Origin of the sequence: Rhodoluna miladensis (SeqCode), assembly GCF_965234705.1 — a bacterium.
GTDB classification, from domain to species: domain Bacteria; phylum Actinomycetota; class Actinomycetes; order Actinomycetales; family Microbacteriaceae; genus Rhodoluna; species Rhodoluna miladensis.
The window spans coordinates 442,238-467,583 of record NZ_OZ248465.1; the positions used below are offsets into that span (position 1 = coordinate 442,238).

A 25,346-nucleotide genomic window follows, 5' to 3' on the forward strand; every position below is an offset into this window, starting at 1 on the left:
CGATCTATTCAGTTTCGCCACGCGAGGGATAAAGTGATCCAGAAGCCGCTGCCACCACTGGCTCGCTCGGCGCTGGATAGAGACTACTTATTGCGTGCCAATCCAGAGATTTTTACTGTTCTTGGAAGCCAGTCAACCTCGATGGCGCTATTGATGCACCAGGGCAAGGTGTTACTAAACCAGGATTCCGCGCTTTCATTAGTTCCTTTTTCTTCAGCTCCTAAATCAGGCGTTGTGGTTTACCTTGGAAAAACTCTGGAGGCGAGTAGTTTCTGTCCTGCAGGATCTGGAATCTGTCTGGTGGTTCTAGATAAAGCACAAGCCGATGCAATTGAGGCTGATTCGAGCAAGTGGATTTCACTTAGGGCAAGCGGTGCCGCTCTATCGGCTCTTGATGTTGGAATCTTCGCCCAAGCACTTGCTCTAGCCAACTGGCACCAGAACAACACTCATTGCCCGCGCTGCGGAAACTCAACAACAATCGAGCAGGGCGGTTGGGTGAGAAAATGCCAGGTGGACGAACTTGAGATTTTTCCAAGGACTGACCCTGCGGTGATTGTTTCTATCCTCGATGAAAACGATCGAATCCTGCTTGGCTCTCAAGGAATCTGGGAATCGAACAAGTGGTCAATTCTCGCTGGGTTTGTTGAACCTGGAGAGTCGCTGGAAGCAGCGGTAGTCAGAGAAATGAAAGAAGAGTCAGGTCTGGATGTATTTGATGCGACCTACACCTACTCGCAGGGCTGGCCATACCCTGCTTCATTGATGCTTGGCTTTAGCGCGAGAGCAAATTCTTCTCAGCCACTTCGTCCCGACGGTGAAGAGATCACAAAACTACGGTGGTTCAGTCGTGACGAACTTGCCGCCGAGGCAAAGGACCTATTGCTTCCCGGTCGAGCATCCATCTCGCGCGCGATGATTGAACTTTGGTTTGGTAAAGAACTAGTGTCTGCAACTGAAAATTCGGCCCATGGCAAACGCTAACGCCGAGAGCATCCTTGCCGGGTTAGACCAAAAGCAACAGGTCGCTGCCCAAGCGCTGGTTGGGCCAACTTGCATTCTTGCTGGAGCAGGAACTGGAAAAACCAGAACAGTCACCCATCGCATTGCATACGGAATTGCCACCGGGCACTTCGCGGCCAATCGCGTTCTCGCGCTTACCTATACCAACCGCGCAGCCGGAGAGCTTCGCTCAAGACTTCGATCTCTCGGCGTTGGAGCAGTCTCGGTTAGGACCTTCCACGCGGCAGCGCTTGCTCAGCTTGAATACTTTTGGCCTCAGTTAGTCGGCGTTCCAGCCCCATCGATTTTGGAGTCCAAGGCAAAACTGATTGGCATTGCAGCCAAGTCTTTATCGATCAATTTGGACAACGCGGCTTTGCGGGACATGGCAAGTGAGATTGAGTGGCGCAAGTACTCGATGCTTTCGATGGATGAGTATTCGGAGCTTGCCGATACACGACCAAAGGTTGCTGGGCTTTCATTTCAGAAGAATCTCGAAGTCCAGAAACTTTATGAGCAAGAAAAGATTCGCGCTCAGAAACTGGATTGGGAAGACGTTCTGGTTCTAACCCTTGGGCTTTTGAAAACCGAACCACGTGCTCTAGCGCACGTTCAGAGCCAGTACCGATTCTTCACGGTTGATGAGTACCAGGACATTTCCCCGCTGCAGCATGCGCTTTTGGATCAATGGCTTGGGGAGCACGCTGAGCTTTGTGTAGTTGGAGATCCGAATCAGACCATTTACTCCTTTACTGGTGCAAGCAGTGAGTTTCTAAGAAACTTTGCCGATCGGTTCCCTGGTGCGAGTGTTGTTGATCTCACAACCAATTACCGCTCCACTAAGCAGATAGTTGCTTTTGCTAATCGCCTAACTAGCGATTCAGCTCTTGGCGGAGAACTAGAGGCTGCAGGACCTGCCGGCACCGCACCGCAAGTTGCCAGCTTTGAATCATCCCAAGCTGAAGCCAAGGCGGTTGCCTCAGCAATCGCTGAAGCTATCCAATCCGGTGTGCCAAGAAGCGACATCGCGGTTTTGTATCGCATCAACAACCAGTCGGAAGTTTTGGAGCGTGCACTCGATGCGCTGGATATCAGCTATCAACTTCGCGGGGGAGAGCGCTTCTTCGCACGTCCTGAGATAAAAAGCGCTGTGCAGCTTATTCGAGCAGAGTCGCTCAGTCCTTCCGGTAAGCCGTTGCATCAGGCGGTAAGTGACATTGTGCGTTCCCTGGGCTGGCAGGCAAACAAGCCAACCGAAGTTGGTGTGGTTGCAAGCAAGTGGGAAGCGCTCAATTCACTGCTATTGATGCTTGATGAATTACCAGAAGGTGCGGGCATTAATGATTTCGCACTTGAGCTGGCAGATCGCGCTCACTCACAGCACGAGCCAACCACTGAGGCAGTAACACTTTCTACCATTCACGCGGCCAAAGGTTTGGAGTGGCCACTTGTGTTCATCGTGGGGCTCAACGAGGGCTACCTACCTATTACCTATGCCAAGACCCCGGCTGCAATCCAAGAAGAAAAGCGACTTCTTTATGTAGGGATAACTAGGGCTATGCGGGAGCTCAGGCTTTCGTTTGCAACCTTTGATGCCTCTAGGGAGCGAACCCCATCGAGATTTTTAGCACTGTTGCAATCAGGCTCAGCTAAGTAAATCTCTTAGGGCCTGGTCCATATCGTCTTCGGGCGCACTATTGGAAAGTTTTGCAATCAAAGCAGTCGGATCTTGGATGTCGGCATCGGTAGGCAAAAGGTCGGGATGAGACCAGATTGCATCGCGCTTTTGGATTCCGACTTTGTCGGTAATTTCATTCCACATCGCCGAAGCTTCGCGAAGTTTTCTAGGTCTTAGTTCAAGACCGATGAGAGTCAAGAAGGTCTTTTCAGCCGGCCCACCAGCGGAGCGCTTTCTTCTAACCACCTCGGCAATAGCTGCCGAACGTGGAAGACGAGTAGTTGCTGCTTGAGTCACGCAATCAACCCATCCTTCGATTAGGGCTAGAACGGTTTCGATACGCTCTAGTGCGATTGTTTGCGAAGGGGTTCTAGGTGCAATTAGGGATCCTGATTCGAAGGCTTTTTGAATGTTTCCGATATCTGCCGGGTCAAAGTTTTCTGACATCTCAATGATGCGGGTGTTATCAATTGAGATCTCTCTGGCATAGGCAGTTATGAGGTTCACTGTGTAATCGCGCAGCCACTTGCTCTGCTTGAAAAGCCTGGCGTGGGCAAGTTCACGAATGACAAAGTAGAAATAGACCTGATCGGAATCTTCTTCGAGTGAGTCAACGAGTTGCGCTAAGTTCTGGGCGACAAAAGCCGGACGAGGTTCTTTAAAGATTGGAAGTCCGATGTCTCCCGCACTTAGGACCTCTTCTGCCATACGACCGAGGGCTTGACCCATTTGCATCGCAAACATCACAGAACCGGCTGATTTCATCAGACCGCTAGCTTGAGACATAAATCCTGAGAATTCCTCAGGCAGGTTCTCTTTGAAGTTTTCGGTCAACGCTTCTGACATTCTGTTGGCAACCGGTGTTGCTAGATCTTTGAATAGACCCAGTGAGTCTGCAACCCATAACTCTCGAGAGAGTAGTTTCGGCTCTGAGGTGATGGAGGCAACTTCGGTGACCTCATCTAACCAAAGGCTTCCGGTTGCCATTGCCGCATCGATAGCTTTGCCCACTGATTCAGGAACTGGTCTAGAGTTGGCGCTAGCAATTTGCTTGGCCTGGGTTTCAACCAGTGACCAGTTCAACCCTTCGGTTGTTTCTCCAGGAACGATTGCCGAAGTGAGCTTGGATAAAAGTTGCTGCAGGGCAGCCGGATCAACTGGAAGACCTGCAGCTTTTGCGATCTGTTCTGGATCTAGTGGCTCGCCCGCGAGGAAGCGACGAAGCAATGCTTCGAAATCCTCTGGTTTTTGCTCGTCCACGAAAAGCTCCTTAGCTGGCTACAGCATTAGGTTACTTGCTCAAAATGGGAATCGGCTGGGTGCTTTGGTGTTGCTTTCTGGGTGTTCGCCGAGAGCGTGAGCTAATACGCTCATTTGAAAGATGGGCTGACCTAGGCTTGAAGACAATCAAAGTTTTTAGGGCGGTAATGACCTTTTTCCAAAGACAACGGGGCGGATCGAAAGCTATGGTTTCAGCCAAGCGTGGCCTCGGATTCTTCGTAGCGTTGACTTTCTTTTTAGGGCTTGTGACACTGGTGGTTTTGCCAACGCCTTATTTAATTGAGCGACCAGGACCAACATTTGATGTGCTGGGAGAAGTTGATGGTCAACCGGTAATCCAGATCAACAATCAGCAAAGCTACGAATCCGAAGGTCAACTGGATGTTCTGACCGTGAGCATCGTGGGTCGACCAGAGCGCACTCCGAGCTGGATCGAAATTGGTTTTGCGTGGTTGGATGCCAAGCAAAAGGTTGTTCCGGTCGAGGCTTTATACCCGCCAGATCGAACCAGCGAAGAGATTCGAGCTGAATCCAGCGCCATGATGGAAGTTTCGCAACAGGATGCTGTTGCCGCAGCGCTTGGGTATCTAGAGTATGAAACCCCGAGAGAGATCTACATCGCTCAGGTAACAGCTGATTCGCCATCCAGCGGGAAGTTAGTTGCTGCGGATTTTGTGATTTCGGTTGATGGCCAGAGGCTAACTAGCATCGAGCAGCTTAGATCCATTGTTGGAGCGTGGGATGAGAAAGCTTCTGTAGAAGTCACAGTCAACCGCAATGGAGTTGAAATCACCGAAGAAGTCATTCCCGTGAAGGATGCCGAAGGCAACTACCGACTAGGCATTTTGGTTGGCTATAAATATGACTTCCCGGTTGATATTGAACTTCAGCTTGGGGAAGTCGGCGGACCTTCCGGTGGGATGATGTTTGCACTGGGAATCATTGACCGGCTAACGCCGGGAGATATCACTGGAGGACTCCACGTTGCTGGTACCGGAACAATTCAGCAATCTGGCGTAGTTGGGCCAATCGGTGGAGTGGTGTTGAAACTTCACGGGGCCAAAGCAGCTGGAGCTACAGTGTTTTTGGCACCGGCTGGCAATTGTCCTGAAATTGCAGGAAATGAACCAGATGGCCTAAGGGTTGTTAAAATAGAGAAACTGTCAGATGCCGTTTCGGCACTAGAAAAACTTTCAAAGAACCAAGACTTGGCAAGCCTGCCTAGCTGTACCAAATAGAAAACGGGAGAATCATGACTCAAGCTACCGCTGCACCTTTGGGCCGACCGAGAATCTCGCCGGCAACTATCGCTCTAATAATTCTCGTTGGAATCGGAGCGATTCTATTTAGCGTGGCTGATCTTTACACCAACGTTCTTTGGTTTGACCAGCTTGGTTTCTTAAGTGTTCTAACTTCACAGATTTTTGCTCAGTCGGCACTGTTTGCAGCAGGTGCTGTTTCGTTTGCACTGATCACGGGAGTGAGCTTGTGGCTTGCTTACCGATTTAGGCCCGTCTACATCCGCTTCCCGGATGAGAGCTCTCCATTCGAGCAGTACCGCCAGCTACTAGAGCAGCTTCGTCGCGTAGTCATGATTGGTGTTCCTCTAGGTCTTGGTGTGTTGGCTGGACTAGCTGTTGCCCCGTCGTGGGGAATTGTTCTTAGCTATCTGAACAGAACACCGTTTGGCGAAACTGACCCGCAGTTTGGCTTGGATATCTCCTTCTACATCTTCGAGCTTCCATTCCTGGTTGGACTGGTTGGATTCCTGTCCGGAGCATTCCTAATTAGCTTGCTTCTAACTGCAGGTGTTCACATCATTTACGGCAGCATCAAGTTCAATGGCCGTGAGACTTTTGTGTCTAAGGCTGCTCGCATCCAGATTGGCCTGTTGGCGTTTTTGTACCTACTGATTCAAGGCGCATCGCTTTGGTTAGATCAGTACCTAACGATGACTAGCTCAAGCGGACTATTCACCGGAGCTACCTACTCAGATGTTTACGCTGCAATTCCAGGGCTACAGATTCTGGCACTAATTTCTGGTGTGGTTGCACTGTTGTTCCTGGTTGCAGCCTTTGTTGGCAAGTGGCGCCTTCCAGTTATTGCAACCGGTTTGATGGTTGTTAGCTCGCTTATCTTGGGCGGATTGTTTCCTTGGGCGATTCAGACTTTCCAGGTAGTACCAAACGAGCGAACACTAGAAGCGCCATACATCGACCGCAACCTATCAGCTACCCGCGCGGCTTACGGCATCGATGATGTTTTGAAGGTTGAGTACAACGCAACAACAGATGCTACTGCTGGCGCTTTGCGCGAAGATGCCGAGACTACTGCTTCGATTCGAATTATTGACCCGGCTCTAGTTAGCTCCTCATTTAGGCAGCTCGAGCAGTTCCGTCAGTATTACAACTTCCCGAACCTACTTGACGTTGGTCGCTACAACATCGATGGAGTGGTTCAGGACACTGTGTTGGCTGTACGTGAACTAAACCAAGCAGGTCTTGGAGACTCACAGTCTTGGTATAACAACACCATCGTTTACACCCACGGCTATGGAGTAGTTGCAGCCTACGGAAACCAGAGAACCGTCGATGGTCAGCCGGTGTTTATGCAATCAGGTATTCCAACCACTGGAAAGCTTGGCACCTATGAGCCACGCGTTTACTTTGGTGAGAACTCACCTGCTTACTCAATTGTTGGAGCGCCTGAAGGAGGAGAGCCTCTAGAGCTTGACTTCCCAGCCGGCGAGGGCGAGAACGACCAGACCTACAACACCTTCACTGGTGATGGAGGCCCGATGATTTCTGGAATCATTCCACGACTGGCATACGCGTTGAAGTTCCAGAGCGAACAGATCTTGCTATCGGATGCAATCACTTCCGAGTCACAGATTCTTTATGACCGCGACCCGCGTCAGCGCGTTGCAGCGGTAGCACCATTTTTGGAGCTGGACTCAGATGTTTATCCAGCAGTTGTTGATGGAAAACTCCTTTGGATTGTTGATGGCTACACAACATCCAACAACTACCCATATTCTCGCTCCGAGGAGCTGGCTCAGATTGTTTCTGACAGCAACTCACCAGGCGTATTCCTTAGAGGCCAGGTCAACTACATTCGCAACTCCGTCAAGGCAACAGTAAATGCCTATGACGGCAAGGTGACTTTGTATGAATGGGACGAAAAAGATCCAATTCTAAAAACCTGGATGAAGGTTTTCCCAGACACCATTCAGCCGCTTTCTTCGATGTCCGGAGAGTTACTTTCACACGTTAGATACCCAGCTGATCTATTCAAGGTTCAGCGCGCACTACTTGGTAGCTACCACGTTGACGAAGCCGGAGCCTTCTACTCTCAGCAAGATGCTTGGATGACTCCGAACGATCCTGTTGGCGGTCAAGGCGTCGGTACCCTGCAGCCTCCTTACTACTTGACGATGCAGGTTCCAGGCACTGAGTCTCCTGAGTTCTCGATTTACTCGACCTTTATTCCAAGATCCACTGGCGAATCCTCCAGAAACGTTCTAACCGGATACTTGGTGGCAAACGCTAACGCAGGTTCTGAAGATGGCAAGAAGTCGGGAGAGTACGGAAGGCTCACACTGCTGACCCTTCCAAAAAGCACGATTGTTCCAGGACCTGGTCAGGTTCAAAACAACTTCAATGCTGACTCCGAAGTTTCAAAACTTCTAAACATTCTGCGACAGGGATCAACCAGGGTTCTAAATGGAAACTTGTTGACTTTACCTGTTGGAGGTGGATTGCTCTACGTGCAACCGGTTTACATCCAGTCCACTGGTGAAACTAGCTTCCCGTTGCTTCAGAAGATCTTGGTTGCCTTCGGTGACCAGATTGCCTTCGAAGACACTTTGGATCAAGCGTTGACTTCACTGTTTGGTTCTTCCGGCATGAACCCAACTCCAACTCCAACTCCAACCGATCCAGATGCCGAACCAACAGAACCTGGAACGGATGCTCCGGTGTCGCCAAACCTAGAGCTTGCCTTGCAGCAGGCCCTAGAGGCAATCCAGGAAAAGGAAGCCGCCATGGCTATCGGAGACTGGACCGCATTTGGTAAAGCTGAAGAGAAACTAAAGCGTGCAATCCAAGCAGCACTGGATGCAGGCAAATAGGAAGTTGGCAGCACAAGCTTCAAAAGTGGTAGATTAGAACTTCGCCGCGGGGTGGAGCAGTTCGGTAGCTCGCCGGGCTCATAACCCGGAGGTCGTAGGTTCAAATCCTGCCCCCGCAACCACTTGTAAAAACCCCATCTTCTTAGATGGGGTTTTTCGCTTTGTGGACAACTTCTGCGAATAACAAAAATCTGTTTTAGCTTCTCCGACATGAGAAAAATTCAGCGGGCAGGTTTTGCTTTGACAAGCGTCCTTATCGCAGCAGCTTTAGTGAACTTTGATAATTCCTTGGCGATGGCTTGCAGTTCTGGATCTTCTGGTTCCGGCCTAAGCCATGGTTCGAAATTAGGTTCGGGGTCAGTCACAGTTTGTGCTGGCTCATCGTCTTCTTCACCTGGGTCATCCACCACGCAAACCATCACCAAGACCGTGACGGTTCCAGTTCCACCGAAGCCCAAGCCCGCACCAAAACCCGCACCGAAACCGGTCGCCAAACCTGCAAGCGCGACCGCACCCAAACCTGTAGTTGAAGTAGTTAGTTGCCCAAGCGCAGCTCAAATGGCATCAATGCCTAGATCTGCCGATGCTGCGCAGCGTTGGGTTGAGTCGATGTGTTCACCAGCACCAAAAGTGGTCGCTGCCCCAAAGCCAACACCGAAGCCGGTTCTAAAAACAAAGACCATGACAATCACCGAAACCATAACTATTGATATCCCAGGGGAGTTCTATTCAGCAGCGGATGCTGTCGAGTTTGAACCGAATCCTTTGATTGCATCGGTTTATCCAGGCAAGGTAATTGGCCGCGGACAGTTAGCAAAATTCTCCTCGAATCCAAGTTCGCACTACGGTTCTGGGATTGTTTTAGGAAGGCAAGCTGAAGTGCACTTTGTTCCGATTCGTTCGAGATGGACATTTAGTGATGGATTGCTTGCGACCGGCGCTGATACCCAGCGGGAATTCAAAACTTCGGGTAAGTATCAAATCCGAGCCTTTGTGGAGTACTCGGTTAGTTATCGACTCGTGGGAGAAAGTGCCTGGGAGGCAGTTGATGGAACCTTATTGATTGAAAGTAACTTGCTGGAAGTAGTGGTTGGGGCCTTTGGTTTCAAAGCCGATCAGAGCACCCAGGGAGTCTTGCTGGTTGGTGCCGATTGCTTGGGCCGAGCTGGGGCATTCGGTTGCGACATATAGGCAATTCTGGGGAATCTATCTGCTTGGTCTAGGGTTTCTCTCAGTATCTGTTCAGACAAATTTGTCATTATTGGAACAGACGAAAGGCCACTTCATTGACCAAGCTAGAACCCGAGCAAAGCTCACTCAGTCGCAAGAACAGCTACAACAATCAGTTCTTGTTTGACCCTCCGGTTGCACTTACGCCTGCTAAGGCAAAGAAGAAGCGAGTCCGCGAAAAGCGCCTGACCTTCTTTACCGCCACCTCTGTTGCTGTTTTGGGAGCAATCATTGGTGCCGCGGTTGGTTCCGGTGCAGGTGTGGTTGCTTTCAATTACCTATCTCGACCAGCAGCGATTGTTGTCAACGATCTAGAAAACGTCAATTGGGCCACGGCCGCATCCGCAACCGCAGCTCCAGCTGTTGTCACAATTCGCGTCGCCGGTGACTCTCAAGGTGGAAACGGTTCTGGAATTGTGCTTTCAGCCGATGGATATATCCTGACAAATGCCCACGTGGTTAGCATCAACGGCAGCACCGAGAATGTTCGGCTTTCGGTGAGAACTAGCGATGGCGGAGTCTTTTCGGCAAAGCTTGTTGGTGCTGATCCAACTAACGATTTAGCAGTTGTGAAGATTGAACCCACCAAGCCCCTTACACCAATTGTCTTTGCTGACTCAGCACTTGTGAATGTTGGCGACCAAGTAGTTGCCATTGGTGCTCCCCTTGGACTTGAGGCAACAGTGACTCGCGGAATCGTTTCTGCATTGAACCGAACCATTCAGGTTGCATCATCTGAATCCCCAGATCAGAGCAGTCTTGAGTTCTGGTCGGGAGATGCTGGAAGACCTATCAACCTAAGTGTTATTCAGACCGATGCCGCCATCAACCCTGGAAACTCCGGCGGTGCTTTGGTAAATGACAGAGGAGAACTAATTGGCGTGAACGTCGCAATCGGCAACGCTGGCTCTTTTGGCCAGGCAGGAAACATTGGAGTGGGGTTTGCAATTCCCGCTAACGTCGCACAGCGTATCGCCAATGAAATCATGACTACCGGAGAAGTAAGCCACGGCCTTCTTGGAGCATTGGTTACTGATGCACTCTCATCTGAGGATGGCGCTGGCTTTGCCATCGGAGTAACGGTTGTTGAGTTAACGCCAGATGGAGCAGCAGAAAAGGCAGGAATTTTGGCCGGGGATGTAATAACCAGCATCAACGGAAAACCCCTAACAACCGCCAGCGAGCTAACAGCTTCGGTTAGGCAGGAGCCAGCCGGTGCCAAGGTTAAGATTGAAGTTATTCGAAACGACATCAAACTGACATTTGATGTTGTTTTGCAAGAAGCCAACGAATAAGCACCGGAAGTGACCACTTTGAATCAAATCGCACCAACCGAAACCAGCGAGTTTGGTACTGACACAACTGCGGCCCCAAGGCTAATTGAACCGGGCGATCATGAGAGATTTTCGCACTACGTGAAAAAGGAAAAAATCGTTGAGTCGGCCGTCATGGGTACACCGGTTATTGCGCTTTGCGGAAAAGTTTGGGTGCCGGGAAGAGATCCAAAGAACTTTCCAATTTGTCCAGCCTGCAAGGAAATACACTCCAAGCTAAAGCCTGGCGATGAGGATAAGAACTAAACGAATTTCGTTGGAATCGCAGGCTCACCTTTAGTTAGGCGATGGGCACTTGCTGGAAGTTCTGCCTTTACCTTTGCATGATGAGCCCTGGCTGCATCAACACCAGATTTTCCAACCAGACCTGTTTGGATCTCACCTTGAATAACAAGATCTACTAAAAGCTGCCTTTGTCCTGCAGCCAAATCTTCATGGGTTGTGGAAATAACTTCAGCAGTTGCGATCTGGTTCTCGAAAGAGCGAGCCGCATGCTTTTTTCCACCGAGGTTGGTCTTTTTGGCCGATTGTTTTGAAACTGCATGCCATTCACCAGATTCATTTTGGAAAGCTACCATTTTGTAAACGAACCCGGCAGCCGGAACTCCAGAACCTGTCACGACGGAAGTGCCAACACCGTAGGTGTCAACCGGTGCCGCAGCTAGCGAAGCGATGGCAAATTCATCCAGATCATTAGTGACGGTGATCTTGGTCTGGCTAGCTCCAAGCTTGTCTAGCAAGCGTCTGGCCTTGGCTACCTCGATTGGTAAATCTCCGGAGTCAATGCGAACACCGCCGAGATTTGTCCCTGCCACGCTGATGGCATTTTCGATTCCCGCTTCGATGTTGTAGGTGTCAACTAGGAAAGTAGTGTTTGCTCCAAAAGAATCCAGTTGAGCACTGAAAGCTTGTTTCTCACTGTCATGAAGCAAGGTAAAGGCGTGGGATGCAGTTCCCATCGTCGGTATCCCGAAGCTTCGTCCTGCTTCAAGATTTGAAGTCGAACTAAAGCCTGCGATGTAGGCAGCGCGAGCTGCTGCCACAGCGGAAGATTCACCGGTTCTGCGGGAGCCCATTTCAGATACGCTTCTAGACCCAGCGGCCGTGACCATCCTGGCGGCAGCGCTGGCAACTGCGCTGTCGTAGTTCAAAGTGGAGAGAATTAAGGTTTCCAGGATTACAGCTTCCGCGAAAGTGGCTTCCACGATTAGCACTGGCGAGTAAGGGAAGTAAATCTCGCCTTCGGCGTAGCCGTGGATATCTCCCGAGAATTTGTAGTTTGAAAGCCAATCTGCGGTTGGTTGGTCAATGATTTTTTCAGACAACAACCAGTTGATTTCTTCGTTTGAGAATCGGAACTGATTTATAAGTTCTAAAAGCCTGCCTGTTCCGGCAAAGACGCCGTAGCGCCTTCCGCCAGCAAGAGTTCTTGAGAAAACCTCGAAGACACCCTTGCGGTGAGCTTTTCCAGACTTTAGTGCAGCCTGGAGCATGGTTAGCTCGTAGCGATCGGTAAGTAGGGCTGTTGTGGAAAGCACAAGATAAGCCTAGCCCGAGGGGCCCGCAATAGAATTGGGGCGTGAATGATCCTCAAGCCAGCGCACCAATAGGAGTCTTCGACTCTGGCGTTGGAGGGCTAACGGTAGCTCGGGCAATCATTGACCAGCTTCCAAATGAATCCATCATCTACGTTGGCGATACCGCCAACACCCCTTACGGACCAAAGGCGCTTTCTGAAGTTAGAGAGTTAGCCCTTGCCGTCATGGACAAGCTCGTCGACGAGGGTGTCAAAGTTTTGGTTATCGCATGTAACTCGGCTTCAGCTGCGGTGCTTAGAGATGCTAGAGAGCGATACACCGAGGGCCGCGGGATTCCTGTGGTGGAAGTTATTCAACCTGCAGTTCGTAGAGCAGTTGCCTCGACTTCCAACGGAAAAGTTGGAGTGATTGGAACCCAGGCAACTATCGCATCCAAGGCCTACGACGATGCTTTTGCCGCAGCTGTCGACGTTGAGCTATTTAGCGCGGCCTGCCCAAGTTTTGTTGAATTTGTTGAAAAGGGAATCACGAGCGGACCAGAGATCATCACCGCTGCCAGGGAGTATCTGGCTCCGCTACAACAAGCTGGCGTGGACACTCTGGTTTTGGGCTGTACTCACTACCCACTGCTAACAGGTGCACTATCTCTAGTCATGGGAGATGGCGTAAGCCTTGTTTCATCCGCAGAAGAAACAGCCAAGGATCTTTACAAAGTTTTAGTTGATAATGATTTGCTTCGCATTGATGCCTCGTCGCCAAGTCTTAGCTTTAGAGCAACCGGCGATGCTGCAAGCTTTGAGAAGCTGGCCAAGAGATTCTTAGGACCTGAAGTATCCAAAGTCGAAAAGCTTTAGAAAAGAAAAGGAAAACATCTTGCAAAGAGTAGATGGACGATCTCCCGATCAGCTTCGAAAAGTCACCGTGGAGCGAGGCTGGTCCACACACGCTGAAGGCTCGGCTCTGATTAGCTTTGGTGAGACCCGGGTGCTTTGCACCGCATCTTTCACCAATGGTGTCCCGCGCTGGAAAGTTGGCAAGGGTGAAGGTTGGGTCACCGCTGAGTATTCAATGCTTCCGCGTGCAACCCACGACAGATCAGACCGCGAAGCCGTAAAGGGAAAAATTGGCGGCCGCACCCACGAAATCTCAAGGCTGATTGGCCGAGCACTTCGCTCGGTAGTTGATTTCAAAGCTTTAGGTGAAAACACAATCGTTATCGACTGCGATGTTTTGCAGGCCGACGGTGGAACTCGTACCGCTGCCATAACAGGTTCATACATCGCACTAGTTGATGCAATCGAGTGGGGTAAGACTCAGAAGTTCATCTCGGACAAGAAGCAGCCACTTTCAGACAGCATCGCTGCTATCTCAGTTGGAATCATAGATCAGGTCCCGATGCTGGATTTGGCATACACCGAAGACGTTAGAGCAGAAACTGACATGAACGTTGTTGTCACTGGGTCTGGCAAATTCGTTGAGGTTCAGGGAACCGCTGAAGCCGCTCCATTCGATCGTGCTGAATTGAACGCTCTTTTGGATCTCGCCCTAAAGGGAACCGCAGAGCTAACCGCTTTGCAGGCTCAGATTTTAGCTAGCCCGAGGCCTTGAAGTTGGAGCTGGTCCTAGCAACCCATAACGCCCACAAAGTAAAAGAAGTGGCTGCAATTTTAGAGCCCATTGTTCCGGGTTTGTCTTTGCTTGGCTACGACGGGCCAGAACCAATTGAAGACGGTTCATCATTTCTCGAAAACTCTTTGATTAAGGCAAGAGCTGCCTTTGCTCACACTGGCAAAGCGTCAATTGCAGATGACTCGGGCATTGCCGTAGAGATTCTCGGCGGATCTCCTGGAATCTTTTCAGCGCGTTGGTCTGGTTCAAAAAACGACGCGCAGAATCGTCAGCTGCTGCTTGCGCAGTTAGCTGATGTTCCAGAAGGTAATCGTCAGGCAAGTTTTATCTGCACCATTTCTATGGTGAGTGATGCGGGGGAGCAGTCCTTCACTGGAGTGTGCCCTGGGAGAATTGCGTTTTCAGAATCTGGCGAAAACGGATTTGGGTACGACCCAATCTTTATTCCTGAAGGCTTCGAGGTGACCACTGGAGAGCTGGAGCCGATGGTGAAAAACTCAATTAGTCATCGATCTATGGCGCTGTCTCAGCTGGCTAGCTTTTTGCGCCCCCAGTAGGATTCGAACCTACGCTCCCGCCTCCGGAGGGCGGTGCTCTATCCCCTGAGCTATGGGGGCAATACTTGCTTCAGCCTAACAGCGTGGCTAGAAATGGGCCTTTCTCGGTATGATTTGTAAAGAATTCCCTTTATTTACCTAAGGTGTTTCTCACCGCCGAGATCTTTGAATTCTTTTTAGCTCCTACTCGTGAGGCAAAACCGTGACTCCAGCAGAACTAGCTGTGGCCATTCGGCGCATCTTGGAACAGATGCAAGCTGATGGCTCGCTGGTCGCGGCCGAACTGCCCGCTGAGATTGTTGTTGAGCGCCCAAGAAATCGTGAGCATGGTGATTGGGCAACCAACGCCGCGATGCAACTATCAGGACTGTTTGGTCTGAACCCGAGAGCTTTCGCAGAACTGCTAGCACCAAGAATTGAAGCTCTGGATGAAGTTTCCAAGGTGGATATCGCAGGTCCAGGATTTATCAACATCACTTTGAATCTGGCAAGTGCTGGAGCATTAGCAAAAGCGATCGTCGAAGCAGGTTCGAACTACGGCAAGGGCGAGAGCCTAAAGGGCCTGAAGATGAACTTGGAGTTTGTCTCAGCAAACCCAACCGGTCCAATCCACATGGGAGGAACCCGTTGGGCAGCTGTTGGAGACTCACTTGCTCGAGTTTTGGCATTTCAAGGAGCTCAAGTCACACGTGAGTACTACTTCAATGACCACGGAGAGCAGATCGACCGTTTTGCTAGATCCCTACTGGCTCGCGCCAAAGGCTTGCCTGCGCCAGAGGATGGCTACGGCGGTCAATACATAGAGCAGATCGCCAACGCTGTGATGGCTAAATCTTCACAGGAGATCCTGACCCTCAGTGACGAGGACGCCCAAGAAGCATTCCGCGCTGAGGGAACTGAGCAGATGTTTGGTGAGATCAGGGCGTCGCTTCACGAGTTCGGTGTTGATTTTGATGTTTACTTCCACGAAAACTCGCTGCATGACTCAAAAGCAGTTGATAAGGCAATCACCAGACTCCGTGAATTGGGACACGTATTTGACGAAGACGGCGCTGTTTGGCTTCGATCAACTGAATTTGGTGACGACCGGGACCGAGTAATTATCAAATCTGACGGTAATGCTGCCTACATAGCGGGAGATCTTGCTTACTACTTAGATAAGCGTGAGCGCGGCTTCGATCGCTGCCTAATCATGCTTGGAGCTGACCACCACGGTTATGTTCAGCGCATGATGGCGATGTGTGCGGCTTTTGGCGATGAGCCAGGAGTGAATCTAGAAATTCTCATTGGTCAGATGGTTAACCTTCTTCGCGATGGCGAGCCAGTTCGCATGTCTAAGCGCGCTGGAACTGTCGTCACGATGGAGGATCTAGTTGAGGCAGTGGGCGTTGATGCTGCAAGGTATGCGCTCGCAAGGTCATCTTCAAACTCACAATTAGATATCGACCTTGCTCAGTTATCCAAAAAGACCAATGACAACCCGGTGTTTTATGTTCAGTACGCACACGCCAGAACCCAACAGGTTGCAGTAAATGCAAAGAGCATGAGCGTGGACCACTCAAACTTTGATCCCGCGCTACTGAATCACCCGACCGAGACCGATTTACTTGCCAAACTTGGCGAACTGCCAAGACTGGCCGTTCAGGCCGCTGAGTTTAGAGAGCCACATAGAATTGCAAGATACCTCGAAGAAGTTGCCGGCAGCTACCACCGCTGGTACGACAACTGCAGAGTTATCCCGCTGTCGGACAAGCCGGTTGAGCCAATTCATTCCACGAGATTATGGCTCAACGACGCAGCCGGTGTTGTACTTAGAAATGGTCTTGGACTTTTAGGCGTCCAAGCGCCGGAGCGGATGTAATCATGAGTGCTAATCAAGCTAAATTTGCTCCAGCCTGGCTGGTTGAACCAAAGGACGCAAACCACATCGATTCCAAGATTTGGCCGGCTGGTATGACCAGGTCCCAAGCGGGAGATATTTCTTTGGCTGGTGTCCCAGTTGGACAGTTGGCAGCTCAGTATGGAACTCCTTTGATGCTGATTGACAAGGATGACTTTTTTGCAAGAGGCAAGAAGGTCAAAAGCGCTTTCGAAAAGGCAGCAGCTGAAATTGGATCGAGCGCAAAGATTTACTACGCAGGCAAGTCACTACTTACCACTGAAATCGTGAAGTGGATTGACCAGCTTGGATTGAACCTCGATGTTTCATCCGGGGGAGAGCTGGCCCTTGCTCTTTCAGGTGGAATTAGTCCTGATCGAATCGGCCTGCACGGTAACAACAAGTCTCTGTATGAAATCGGTCGGGCCGTGACAGCAAATGTCGGGGCAATAGTTATTGACTCTGAAATTGAGATTGAACGCATTGCTTCGGTTGCTGGCGCGCAAGACAAGATTCAGCCTGTTCGCATTCGCGTCAATTCTGGGGTGCACGCTTACACCCACGAGTACCTTGCAACCGCGAGGGAAGATCAGAAGTTTGGTATCGCGATTTCAGATGTTCCGGCATTGGTAGCGAAGATCAGATCACACTCTCACCTGAAGTTTCTTGGTCTGCATTCGCACATCGGTTCGCAGATCTTTGCCATTGAAGGCTTTGTTGAATCGGTTCGTCGATTGATCCCGCTGCACAAACAGCTACTTGAAGGCGGAGAGGTCCCGGAGCTCAACATCGGTGGCGGTTTTGGAATTAACTACACATCTGCCGATCAAGCTCCAGCTATCGAGGTTTTTGCTGACCAGATTTCGAATGAGGTAGCCAAGCTGTGTGGCGAAGCAGGTATTGCGGTTCCGGTACTTTGCTTTGAACCTGGCCGTGTAATTTCAGGACCTGCGGGAATCACTGTCTACAACGTCGGAACCATTAAAGACGTGCAGCTTTCTGAAGATGGTGTAACTGGAGTTAGAAAGTACATCAGCATCGATGGAGGCATGAGCGATAACGCACGTCCAAGTCTTTATAGTGCCGACTACTCACCGATTCTTGCCTCTCGGTCTTCAACAGCAAAGCCAGCACTAGCGCGAGTGGTTGGTAAGCACTGCGAGAGCGGCGACATTGTTGTCAGAAACTGCTACCTTCCAGCTGATGTAAACCCCAACGACCTAGTGGCCGTTGCCGCAACCGGCGCCTACTGTCACTCACTGGCTAGCAACTATAACTATCTAACTCGCCCCGCAATTGTTGCGGTCAAGGGCGGAAATGCTCAGCTAATACTTAGAGCTGAAACCGAAGCCGACATGTTTGCTCGCGACCCTGGCTACTCGGAAGACAAGACAGGGTAGTTTTGAATGGGTAAGGAATCGAATTTGAGTGAATATCGCCCTATCAGGGTTGCGTTGCTTGGCGCCGGATCAGTTGGATCCGAGGTCGCCAGGCTATTGCTTGAGCAAAAAAGTGAATTAGCAGCGCGCGTTGGTGCGGATCTGGAGCTAGTTGGCATTGCTGTTCGGGATCTAAAAACCAAGCGCAACGGATTTCCAAAAGAGCTATTGACTACAGATGCCGAGGGTTTGATTCTTGGCGCTGACATCGTGATTGAAGTTATGGGTGGGTTACAGCCAGCCAAGGACTACATTCTTATGGCCCTTAATTCTGGCTCAGATGTAATCACAGCCAATAAGGCACTACTTGCAACTCACGGTTCAGAACTATTCAACGCAGCCGAACAGGTCGGCGCTCAGCTTTACTTCGAGGCTTCGGTTGCCGCGGCCATTCCAATCATTCGTCCACTTCGCGAGTCTCTTGCTGGAGACCGCGTGACTCGAATCATGGGAATCGTAAACGGTTCGACCAACTACATTCTTGACCGAATGGACAAAAGCGGAATCACGCTTGAAGCCGCCATGAAGGAAGCCACCGAGCTTGGCTACCTCGAAGCCGATCCTTCTTTGGATGTTGATGGCTACGACGCCGCACAGAAGGCAGCAATTCTTGCCTCGCTGGCTTTTCACACCGAGGTTCCTCTGGAGAAGGTTTACCGTGAGGGAATCACCGGAGTCACAGCAGAGCAGATTGCAGCTGCGAAACGCGATGGGTTTGTAATCAAGTTGCTTGCAATTTGTGAATTTATTGAGGCTGACGACTCTGGCCCTGAGGGAGTCTCGGTTCGGGTTTACCCAGCCCTTGTTCCAAGATCTCACCCTCTGGGCTCAGTCGATGGTGCCTACAACGCCGTTTTTGTTGAGGCCGCAGCTGCTGGCCGATTGATGTTCTATGGATCTGGTGCTGGAGGAACCCAAACAGCCTCAGCGATTTTGGGAGACGTAGTTTCAGCTGCTAAACGCCACGTTGCTGGCGGACCAGGTCTTGCTGATTCAATCCACGCAAACTTTGAAGTCCTGGATATGAGCCGAGTCAAGACTCGCTACGTGATTCAGCTGGAAGTAAAAGATCAGCCGGGTGTGCTTGCAAAGATTGCTAGCTTGTTCTCTGAGCACGGCGTTTCTATTGAAACTGTTGAGCAGGCGGTGCTGGGACGTAACTTGCAAACCGCAAGTTTGGAAATCGGTACTCACTTAGCAAGCGATGCAGCTTTGGCTGGCGTGGTCAAGGCTTTGAAATCCAACGAGGCAGTACAGGCAGTTTCCTCCTTTATTCGGGTTGAGGGACTGTAATGAGATTTATTGCAATGGAAAGAGGTGTTTACCTTGTTTGGTAAACCAAAGAAGGCGCATCAGTGGCGCGGAGTTATCAATGAGTATTTCTCCCGACTTGATGTAGACAAGAGCACCCCGGTCATCACCCTCGGAGAGGGTGGCACACCACTTATTGAAGCCCCGGCTCTGGCAAAACTCGTCGGAGCAGACCGCGTCTATCTTAAGTTTGAAGGAATGAACCCAACCGGTTCATTCAAGGACCGCGGTATGACCATGGCCGTTTCCAAGGCCGTAGGCCACGGAGCTAAAGCTGTGATTTGTGCATCTACTGGAAACACTTCGGCATCTGCTGCTGCTTATGCAGCTGCAGCTGGAATCAAGTCTGTGGTGTTGGTTCCAGAGGGCAAGATTGCACTTGGAAAACTTTCTCAGGCAGTTGCGCACAAGGCTCAGATTCTTCAGGTTCAGGGAAACTTCGATGACTGTCTAACTCTGGCTAGAGATCTATCAACCAACTACCCAGTGCACTTGGTGAACTCGGTGAACCCTGACCGCATCGAAGGTCAGAAAACTGCAGCCTTTGAAGTTGTTGACGCTTTGGGTCAGGCTCCTGATTTTCACGTGCTTCCGGTTGGAAATGCTGGAAACTACTCTGCGTATTTCAAGGGATACCAAGAAGATTTCAAGGCTCGTCGCATCAAAGCTTTGCCGAAGATGTATGGTTACCAAGCCGAGGGCTCGGCACCTTTTGTTCAGGGCTCTCCGGTAAAAAACCCAGACACCATTGCCACTGCCATTCGCATTGGAAATCCTGCTTCTTGGGACCTAGCTCAGATTGCTAGGGAAAAATCTAAAGGCAAGTTTGGTGCGGTATCTGACAAAGAGATCCTTTGGATGCATCGCTTCTTGTCTCAAGAAGCTGGCGTCTTTGTTGAGCCAAGCTCGGCCACCGGTGCAGCTGGGCTATACAAAGCTTCACAAACTGGAGAGAGTTTTGCTGGCGCATTAATTGTTATCACCGTGACCGGCCATGGACTCAAAGACCCAGGTTGGGCCCTTAAGGACGAAGCAGGAAAAGAGATCACCCCAGAAGCAGTTTCGACAAATGCCGCTGAGGTAGCGGAGAGATTGGGATTGGCCTAAAAAATGCCAGTAGCTGAAGGAACCGTAGTAAAGGTAAAGGTACCTGCAACATCTGCAAACCTGGGCCCGGGTTTCGACACGCTTGGAATCGCGCTTGCTTACTATGACGACCTAGAAGTCACCGCTACAAAACCTGGAACTATCTCGGTAGTTGTCAGCGGCGAAGGTGAAGGCCAGGTTCCATTGGATGAATCTCACCTGGTTGTTCGCGCGATTCTTGAAACTTTTAAGCGTCTCAAGCAGCCAGCCCCAGGCCTTGCCCTTCGTGCCGTTAACCGCATTCCTCACGGTCGTGGCATGGGTTCATCAGGAGCAGCGGTCGTTTCCGGAATCATGGCGGCCAAGGGTTTGCTTACCGGTATTGCCGAAGTAAGCGACAAGCTAATGCTTGATCTTGCTACCGAATTCGAGAATCATCCAGACAACGTTGCCCCTGCACTATTTGGGGGATTGAGTATTGCCTGGGAAGACGAGTCGGGACCTCACACCAAGAAGCTTTCAGTGCACCGCGGAGTATCGCCTCTGGTTCTTGTTCCAAGTAGCAAGATGTCTACCGAGCTTGCCAGATCGATGCAGCCTGAGTCTGTGCCCCACGCGGACGCGGTGTTCAACGTTTCTCGATCAGCTCTTTTGGTTGCGGCCATGGTTCAGTCACCTGAACTGCTTTTGGCTGCCACCGAGGACAAGCTCCACCAAAACTACCGAGCCTCAGCTATGCCAGAAACCGATGCGCTGATTAGAGTGCTTAGAAGTAATGGCCATGCTGCCGTAGTTTCGGGTGCTGGGCCTTCGGTTTTAGTCCTTGCCAGCGACCCTTCCGAGAGGCTTAGAGCCAAGGAATTAGTTGAAAAGAAGTATCCACAGTGGCAACCGCTACTGTTGGCCGTGGACAATAAAGGTGCTACGCTAGAGGTACACCAAAAACAAGACGGCAAATAAGCGTCAAATCTAGGTGCAATCCCCGCAGAAAATAACTGCGATACCACGCGATTCAAATCGTGTTGGCGATAATCAGATTTTCAAAGTCGGTTATCTAATCACTCAAGAAAGAGCAATCACATAAATGGATGAAATCCAAGACAACAAGCCGGTTCGCAAATCCCGCAGAGCAGTAGCAGAAACTGCCGCTCCAGCCGAGGCAACCGAATCAGCATCAATAAAGACTCGCACCAGAGGCTCAAAGCCTGCAGAAGATAAGTCAGACTCGTCAGAGGCCAAGGCCCCGAGAGAAAACTCTTCAAGCGATTCTTCAAGCAGCGACTCAAACTCAAACTCAGAAGGTGGCGAACGCCGCAGAAACCGCGACTTTGACGACGAGCGTCGTGGCGGTGGCCGTAATTCTAGAAACCGTAATCGCTACCGCGATCGTGACCGTGACCGCAGACGCGGTGGCGGCGGAAATGACCGTGAAGAAGCAGAACCAGAGATCTCTCCAGATGACGTGCTAATTAGCGTCGCAGGTATTCTCGACGTTCTAGAAAACTACGCGTTCGTTCGTACCTCCGGCTACCTGCCAGGTCCAAATGACGTTTACGTTTCATTGGGACAGGTAAAGAAGTACGGACTTAGAAAAGGTGACGCCGTAGTTGGTGCCATCCGTCAGCCTCGCGAGGGCGAAGGTCAGGGCCGTCAGAAATTCAACGCTCTAGTGCGCGTTGACTCTGTCAACGGTCTCGACCAGGACGCTTCAACCGAGCGCGTGGAGTTTGGAAAGCTAACTCCGCTTTACCCACAGACCAGACTCCGCCTCGAAACCGAAGCCAACAAGCTATCAACTCGAATCATCGACTTGGTTGCTCCAATTGGTAAGGGTCAGCGTGGATTGATCGTTTCTCCTCCAAAGGCTGGAAAGACACTAGTTCTCCAGGCCATTGCCAACGCGATTGCAACTAACAACCCAGAGGTTCACCTAATGGTTGTTCTAGTTGACGAGCGTCCTGAGGAAGTAACCGACATGCAGCGCACAGTCAAGGGTGAAGTTATCGCTTCTACTTTCGACCGCCCTGCAGAAGATCACACCACGGTTGCCGAACTTGCAATTGAGCGCGCGAAGCGCCTAGTTGAGCTTGGCCACGATGTAGTAGTTCTTTTGGACTCAATCACCCGCCTAGGTCGCGCATACAACCTAAGCGCTCCAGCATCCGGTCGAATTCTCTCCGGTGGAGTTGACTCGTCAGCACTTTACCCACCGAAGCGTTTCTTTGGTGCTGCTAGAAACATTGAAGATGGCGGATCGCTAACCATCCTTGCAACTGCTTTGGTTGAGACCGGATCCAAGATGGATGAGGTTATCTTCGAAGAGTTCAAGGGAACCGGAAACATGGAGCTTCGATTGTCTCGAGCACTTGCCGACAAGAGAATCTTCCCAGCGGTGGATCTAAACGCTTCTGGTACCAGACGCGAAGAGATGCTCATGAACCCGGACGAGACCAAGATTATTTGGAAGCTTCGTCGTGCACTTGCAGGTCTTGAGCAGCAGCAAGCTCTTGAGCTTGTGCTGAACCGCTTGAAGGAAACCTCAAGCAACGTTGAATTCCTAATGCAGGTTCAAAAGTCCATGCCGATTCCTTCAGGTTCTGACGGAGAATAATGCTCGATTCAGTCCAGCCCCTGCTGGCTGAGCACGCCTCGCTTCAGGAGCAGTTATCTGATGCAGCAGTGCATCAGAATCCAGCCTTAGCCAAGAAGCTAAACCGACGCTACGCGGAAGTTAGCGCAATCGTTTCTGCCTACCACCAGGTTGTTGAGCTAAACGATGACTTGGCTGCGACAAAGGAACTTGCAAAAGAAGACGAAGCATTCGCAGCAGAATTGCCTGCCGTAGAGCAAAAACTTCAAGAGGCCAACGAGAAACTTCGTCGCCTGCTAATTCCAAGAGATCCTGACGACGGTCGAGACGTAATCATGGAAATCAAGGCCGGTGAGGGTGGTGCTGAATCAGCCCTATTCGCTGCTGATCTTCTGCGCATGTACATCCAGTACTGCAACTCAAAGGGCTGGAAGACCGAGATTCTAGACAAAAACGAATCCGACCTCGGCGGCTACAAAGATGTTCAGCTTGCCATCAAGGGAAATTCCAATGACCCTGCCGAGGGAGTCTGGGCACACCTGAAGTATGAAGGTGGAGTTCACCGCGTTCAGCGTGTTCCAGTCACTGAAACTCAAGGCCGCATTCACACCTCGGCTGCCGGAGTGTTGATCTTCCCTGAAGTTGATGCTCCTGAAGAAGTCGAGATCAGCGCAAACGATATCCGGGTTGATGTTTTCCGCTCCTCCGGTCCCGGTGGACAGTCTGTGAACACCACAGACTCTGCAGTTCGAATCACACACCTTGCAACAGGCATCGTGGTTTCGATGCAGAACGAGAAGTCTCAGCTACAAAACCGTGAAGCCGCCATGCGCGTGCTTCGTGCAAGACTTTTGGCTGCGAAGCAGGAAGCGATCGATGCCGAGCAGTCTGCTGCAAGAAAATCTCAAGTTCGATCGGTTGACCGGTCAGAGCGAATTAGAACTTACAACTTTCCTGAAAACCGCATCGCTGATCACCGAACCGGCTACAAGTCCTACAACCTAGATCAGGTTATGGACGGTGCTTTAGAACCGGTAGTTCAGTCCGCAATTCAAACTGACGAAGAAGCCAGACTGGCAGCACTGGGGCAGAAGTAAATGCTCATTTCGGAAGCCCTGGAATTAGCTACCGACAAGTTCTCCGCCGCGGGAGTTTTATCTCCAAGTGTCGATGCTGAACTGCTTGGGTGTTTTATTCTCGAAGCGTCCCGATCAGAGCTAACACTTCTGGCAATTGCGGGAGAAAGTTTTCCCGAGAACAAGCTTTCAGAATTCCTAGAATCGGTTCAAAGACGTGAAAAGCGTGAACCACTTCAGCACATCACTGGTCTTGCACCCTTTAGGCACTTGGAGCTAGAAGTTGGACCCGGTGTGTTCATTCCGCGTCCTGAGACAGAACAGCTTGTTGATCTAGCAATACAAAAGCTTGAAGCCATTCAGAATCCAGTGATTGTGGATTTGTGCTCTGGAAGCGGAGCAATATCCATTGCACTCAATACTGAAGTTGCCGGTTCGATTGTTTATTCCGTTGAGTTGTCAAAGGATGCGTTTTCGTTCTTGACTCGAAATTATCAACGCTACGGATTAGATCCGAAGGCTCTTAGAAATGAGAACCTAACAACTGCGCTGGAAGAACTTGAAGCGGGCGTGGATTTAGTGGTTTCCAATCCGCCCTACATTCCAGATGCCGCAGTTCCAATTGACTTAGAGGTGCAGCTTCATGATCCAGCTCTTGCCCTTTATGGCGGGGCGGACGGGCTGGATGTGATTCGCCAGATTTCCACTCGAGCTTGGTATTTACTAAGGCCCGGTGGGCACCTAGTGCTTGAACATGCCCACACCCAAGCCCCTGCAATCGGTGAACTACTATTAACCCAAGGTTGGCAGGAAGTGGTTTCTGCTTCAGATCTAACCGGCAAAGACCGGATGATTTCGGCAGTAAGACCATAAAGGCATAGACAATAGGCGGTGTTCAGTGGAGCGAATCTACGACTGTTCCGTCGACACCGATTTATTGACAGGCATGAGACTGGCAAAAGCCGCCCTTGGAAGAAAAGAGTTAGTGGTAGTTCCAACCGATACTGTTTACGGTTTGGCTTGTGACGCTTTCTCTCACGAGGGAGTGACAAAACTACTTGCAGCTAAGGGAAGAGATCGTCAGGCTCCGCCACCGGTACTAATCGGAAACGCCGCAGCTTTGGAAGGTCTTGCACAAGATATCCCTCAGCTAGCTCACAAATTGGCAGAAACTTTTTGGCCTGGCGCGCTAACCATGCTTTTGAAAGCGCAGCCTTCCCTTACTTGGGATCTTGGCGAGACTAAAGGCACCGTCGCACTTCGCATGCCAGATCACAAAATTGCACTAGCTCTGCTCCAAGAAACCGGTCCGCTTGCAGTTTCGAGTGCAAACCTGACTGGCGAACCTGCAGCCATCACATGCCAGCAAGCTGAGATTGCTCTCGGAGCAAAGGTCAAGGTTTACCTTGACGGGGGAGCCAGCCCGAAGGGTGAGGCCTCGACAATTGTTGACATGACCAGTTTGGTCGACACTGTTTCTGAGTCCGGAGAGATCGTCACAACTGGCAAGGTGAAAATTGTTCGCCGTGGGGCACTCAGTCAACAAAAACTTGCAACAGTTCTTGGCGAATTCTTGGAGGGCTAGCG

The 25,346-nt window shown here is 50.8% G+C and carries 21 protein-coding genes, 2 tRNA genes and 1 pseudogene; 20 read left to right on the plus strand and 4 right to left on the minus strand.

Annotated elements, in window-relative coordinates:
* Positions 1-33 precede the first annotated feature (33 nt).
* Together nudC and AC8GDC_RS02215 are read left to right on the plus strand one after the other, a co-directional pair.
* The gene (gene nudC / locus AC8GDC_RS02210; protein ID WP_506558260.1) at positions 34-984 is read left to right on the plus strand and encodes an NAD(+) diphosphatase; all 951 of its coding nucleotides are present in this window, start codon (positions 34-36) and stop codon (positions 982-984) included.
* Complete coding sequence (locus AC8GDC_RS02215) at positions 971-2,659, plus strand: ATP-dependent helicase (protein ID WP_506558261.1); 1,689 nt, start codon at positions 971-973, stop codon at positions 2,657-2,659. The genes nudC and AC8GDC_RS02215 overlap by 14 nt, the downstream gene beginning before the upstream one ends.
* Here AC8GDC_RS02215 and AC8GDC_RS02220 read toward each other — a convergent pair.
* The gene (locus AC8GDC_RS02220; protein ID WP_506558262.1) at positions 2,648-3,940 is read right to left on the minus strand and encodes a zinc-dependent metalloprotease; all 1,293 of its coding nucleotides are present in this window, start codon (positions 3,938-3,940) and stop codon (positions 2,648-2,650) included. The genes AC8GDC_RS02215 and AC8GDC_RS02220 overlap by 12 nt on opposite strands.
* A 137-nt stretch (positions 3,941-4,077) precedes the next feature.
* Here AC8GDC_RS02220 and AC8GDC_RS02225 point away from each other — a divergent pair, with 137 nt between their 5' ends.
* The 3 genes from AC8GDC_RS02225 to AC8GDC_RS02235 all read left to right on the plus strand — a co-directional run bounded on the left by AC8GDC_RS02225 (position 4,078) and on the right by AC8GDC_RS02235 (position 8,212).
* Positions 4,078-5,199, plus strand: a complete 1,122-nt coding sequence (locus tag AC8GDC_RS02225; RefSeq protein WP_506558263.1) for a YlbL family protein — start codon at positions 4,078-4,080, stop codon at positions 5,197-5,199.
* A gap of 14 nt (positions 5,200-5,213) precedes the next feature.
* A complete protein-coding gene (locus tag AC8GDC_RS02230) occupies positions 5,214-8,090 on the plus strand; it encodes a UPF0182 family membrane protein (protein WP_506558264.1) in 2,877 nt (958 codons plus the stop codon).
* Between the two features lie 45 nt (positions 8,091-8,135).
* Positions 8,136-8,212, plus strand: a tRNA-Met gene (locus AC8GDC_RS02235).
* Between the two features lie 99 nt (positions 8,213-8,311).
* On the opposite strand, the gene AC8GDC_RS02240 is transcribed toward AC8GDC_RS02235, so the two are convergent.
* The gene (locus AC8GDC_RS02240; RefSeq protein ID WP_506558265.1) at positions 8,312-8,608 is read right to left on the minus strand and encodes a hypothetical protein; all 297 of its coding nucleotides are present in this window, start codon (positions 8,606-8,608) and stop codon (positions 8,312-8,314) included.
* Between the two features lie 40 nt (positions 8,609-8,648).
* On the opposite strand from AC8GDC_RS02240, the gene AC8GDC_RS02245 reads away from it, so the two are divergent.
* The 3 genes from AC8GDC_RS02245 to AC8GDC_RS02255 all read left to right on the plus strand — a co-directional run bounded on the left by AC8GDC_RS02245 (position 8,649) and on the right by AC8GDC_RS02255 (position 10,900).
* Positions 8,649-9,281, plus strand: coding sequence for a hypothetical protein (locus AC8GDC_RS02245; RefSeq protein WP_506558266.1), 633 nt, complete (start codon positions 8,649-8,651; stop codon positions 9,279-9,281).
* Between the two features lie 95 nt (positions 9,282-9,376).
* Positions 9,377-10,615: a S1C family serine protease gene (locus tag AC8GDC_RS02250; protein WP_506558267.1), complete on the plus strand. Its 1,239-nt coding sequence runs from the start codon at positions 9,377-9,379 to the stop codon at positions 10,613-10,615.
* A gap of 18 nt (positions 10,616-10,633) precedes the next feature.
* A complete protein-coding gene (locus tag AC8GDC_RS02255; protein WP_506558452.1) occupies positions 10,634-10,900 on the plus strand; it encodes a DUF3039 domain-containing protein in 267 nt (88 codons plus the stop codon).
* On the opposite strand, the gene AC8GDC_RS02260 is transcribed toward AC8GDC_RS02255, so the two are convergent.
* Positions 10,897-12,192 carry a nicotinate phosphoribosyltransferase gene (locus AC8GDC_RS02260; RefSeq protein ID WP_506558268.1) on the minus strand — a complete coding sequence of 432 codons (1,296 nt, stop codon included), beginning with the start codon at positions 12,190-12,192 and terminating at the stop codon, positions 10,897-10,899. The two genes, AC8GDC_RS02255 and AC8GDC_RS02260, sit on opposite strands and share 4 nt — an antisense overlap.
* A 41-nt stretch (positions 12,193-12,233) precedes the next feature.
* Here AC8GDC_RS02260 and murI point away from each other — a divergent pair, with 41 nt between their 5' ends.
* From murI to rdgB, 3 genes are read left to right on the plus strand one after another with little or no spacing between them, the layout of a single operon-like run.
* Entirely contained in the window at positions 12,234-13,046 is an 813-nt protein-coding gene (gene murI / locus AC8GDC_RS02265) for a glutamate racemase (RefSeq protein ID WP_506558269.1), read from the plus strand.
* A 19-nt stretch (positions 13,047-13,065) separates the two neighbouring features.
* Positions 13,066-13,800, plus strand: coding sequence for a ribonuclease PH (gene rph / locus AC8GDC_RS02270; protein WP_506558270.1), 735 nt, complete (start codon positions 13,066-13,068; stop codon positions 13,798-13,800).
* A 47-nt stretch (positions 13,801-13,847) separates the two neighbouring features.
* Positions 13,848-14,378 carry an RdgB/HAM1 family non-canonical purine NTP pyrophosphatase gene (rdgB, locus tag AC8GDC_RS02275; RefSeq protein WP_506558271.1) on the plus strand — a complete coding sequence of 177 codons (531 nt, stop codon included), beginning with the start codon at positions 13,848-13,850 and terminating at the stop codon, positions 14,376-14,378.
* On the opposite strand, the gene AC8GDC_RS02280 is transcribed toward rdgB, so the two are convergent.
* Positions 14,367-14,438: transfer RNA gene (locus AC8GDC_RS02280), tRNA-Arg, on the minus strand. The genes rdgB and AC8GDC_RS02280 overlap by 12 nt on opposite strands.
* A 142-nt stretch (positions 14,439-14,580) precedes the next feature.
* On the opposite strand from AC8GDC_RS02280, the gene argS reads away from it, so the two are divergent.
* From argS to AC8GDC_RS02325, 9 genes and pseudogenes are all read left to right on the plus strand, one after another.
* Entirely contained in the window at positions 14,581-16,239 is a 1,659-nt protein-coding gene (gene argS, locus AC8GDC_RS02285; RefSeq protein WP_506558272.1) for an arginine--tRNA ligase, read from the plus strand.
* A gap of 2 nt (positions 16,240-16,241) precedes the next feature.
* Positions 16,242-17,657, plus strand: coding sequence for a diaminopimelate decarboxylase (gene lysA / locus AC8GDC_RS02290; RefSeq protein ID WP_506558273.1), 1,416 nt, complete (start codon positions 16,242-16,244; stop codon positions 17,655-17,657).
* Between the two features lie 24 nt (positions 17,658-17,681).
* Positions 17,682-18,989 carry a homoserine dehydrogenase gene (locus tag AC8GDC_RS02295; RefSeq protein ID WP_506558274.1) on the plus strand — a complete coding sequence of 436 codons (1,308 nt, stop codon included), beginning with the start codon at positions 17,682-17,684 and terminating at the stop codon, positions 18,987-18,989.
* 33 nt (positions 18,990-19,022) lie between these two features.
* Positions 19,023-20,114: a threonine synthase gene (thrC, locus tag AC8GDC_RS02300; RefSeq protein WP_506558275.1), complete on the plus strand. Its 1,092-nt coding sequence runs from the start codon at positions 19,023-19,025 to the stop codon at positions 20,112-20,114.
* Positions 20,115-20,117: 3 nt separating this feature from the next.
* Positions 20,118-21,053 (plus strand): homoserine kinase, encoded by a 936-nt coding sequence (gene thrB / locus AC8GDC_RS02305; protein ID WP_506558276.1) that lies wholly within the window; start codon positions 20,118-20,120, stop codon positions 21,051-21,053.
* Between the two features lie 409 nt (positions 21,054-21,462).
* Positions 21,463-22,704: pseudogene (gene rho, locus AC8GDC_RS02310) on the plus strand (transcription termination factor Rho); the annotation flags it as partial.
* Positions 22,704-23,780, plus strand: coding sequence for a peptide chain release factor 1 (gene prfA, locus AC8GDC_RS02315; protein WP_506558277.1), 1,077 nt, complete (start codon positions 22,704-22,706; stop codon positions 23,778-23,780). The pseudogene rho and the gene prfA, both read left to right, overlap by 1 nt.
* Positions 23,781-24,632, plus strand: coding sequence for a peptide chain release factor N(5)-glutamine methyltransferase (prmC, locus tag AC8GDC_RS02320; RefSeq protein ID WP_506558278.1), 852 nt, complete (start codon positions 23,781-23,783; stop codon positions 24,630-24,632).
* Between the two features lie 25 nt (positions 24,633-24,657).
* A complete protein-coding gene (locus AC8GDC_RS02325; RefSeq protein WP_506558279.1) occupies positions 24,658-25,344 on the plus strand; it encodes an L-threonylcarbamoyladenylate synthase in 687 nt (228 codons plus the stop codon).
* Positions 25,345-25,346: the final 2 nt, after the last annotated feature.

Excerpts from the sequence above, each read along its gene's own strand:
- AC8GDC_RS02245 (WP_506558266.1), top strand. The coding sequence starts at position 8,649 with ATGGCATCAATGCCTAGATCTGCCGATGCTGCGCAGCGTTGGGTTGAG.
- prfA (WP_506558277.1), top strand. The coding sequence starts at position 22,704 with ATGCTCGATTCAGTCCAGCCCCTGCTGGCTGAGCACGCCTCGCTTCAG.
- lysA (WP_506558273.1), top strand. The coding sequence starts at position 16,242 with ATGAGTGCTAATCAAGCTAAATTTGCTCCAGCCTGGCTGGTTGAACCA.
- AC8GDC_RS02230 (WP_506558264.1), top strand. The coding sequence starts at position 5,214 with ATGACTCAAGCTACCGCTGCACCTTTGGGCCGACCGAGAATCTCGCCG.
- AC8GDC_RS02215 (WP_506558261.1), top strand. The coding sequence starts at position 971 with ATGGCAAACGCTAACGCCGAGAGCATCCTTGCCGGGTTAGACCAAAAG.
- thrB (WP_506558276.1), top strand. The coding sequence starts at position 20,118 with ATGCCAGTAGCTGAAGGAACCGTAGTAAAGGTAAAGGTACCTGCAACA.
- prmC (WP_506558278.1), top strand. The coding sequence starts at position 23,781 with ATGCTCATTTCGGAAGCCCTGGAATTAGCTACCGACAAGTTCTCCGCC.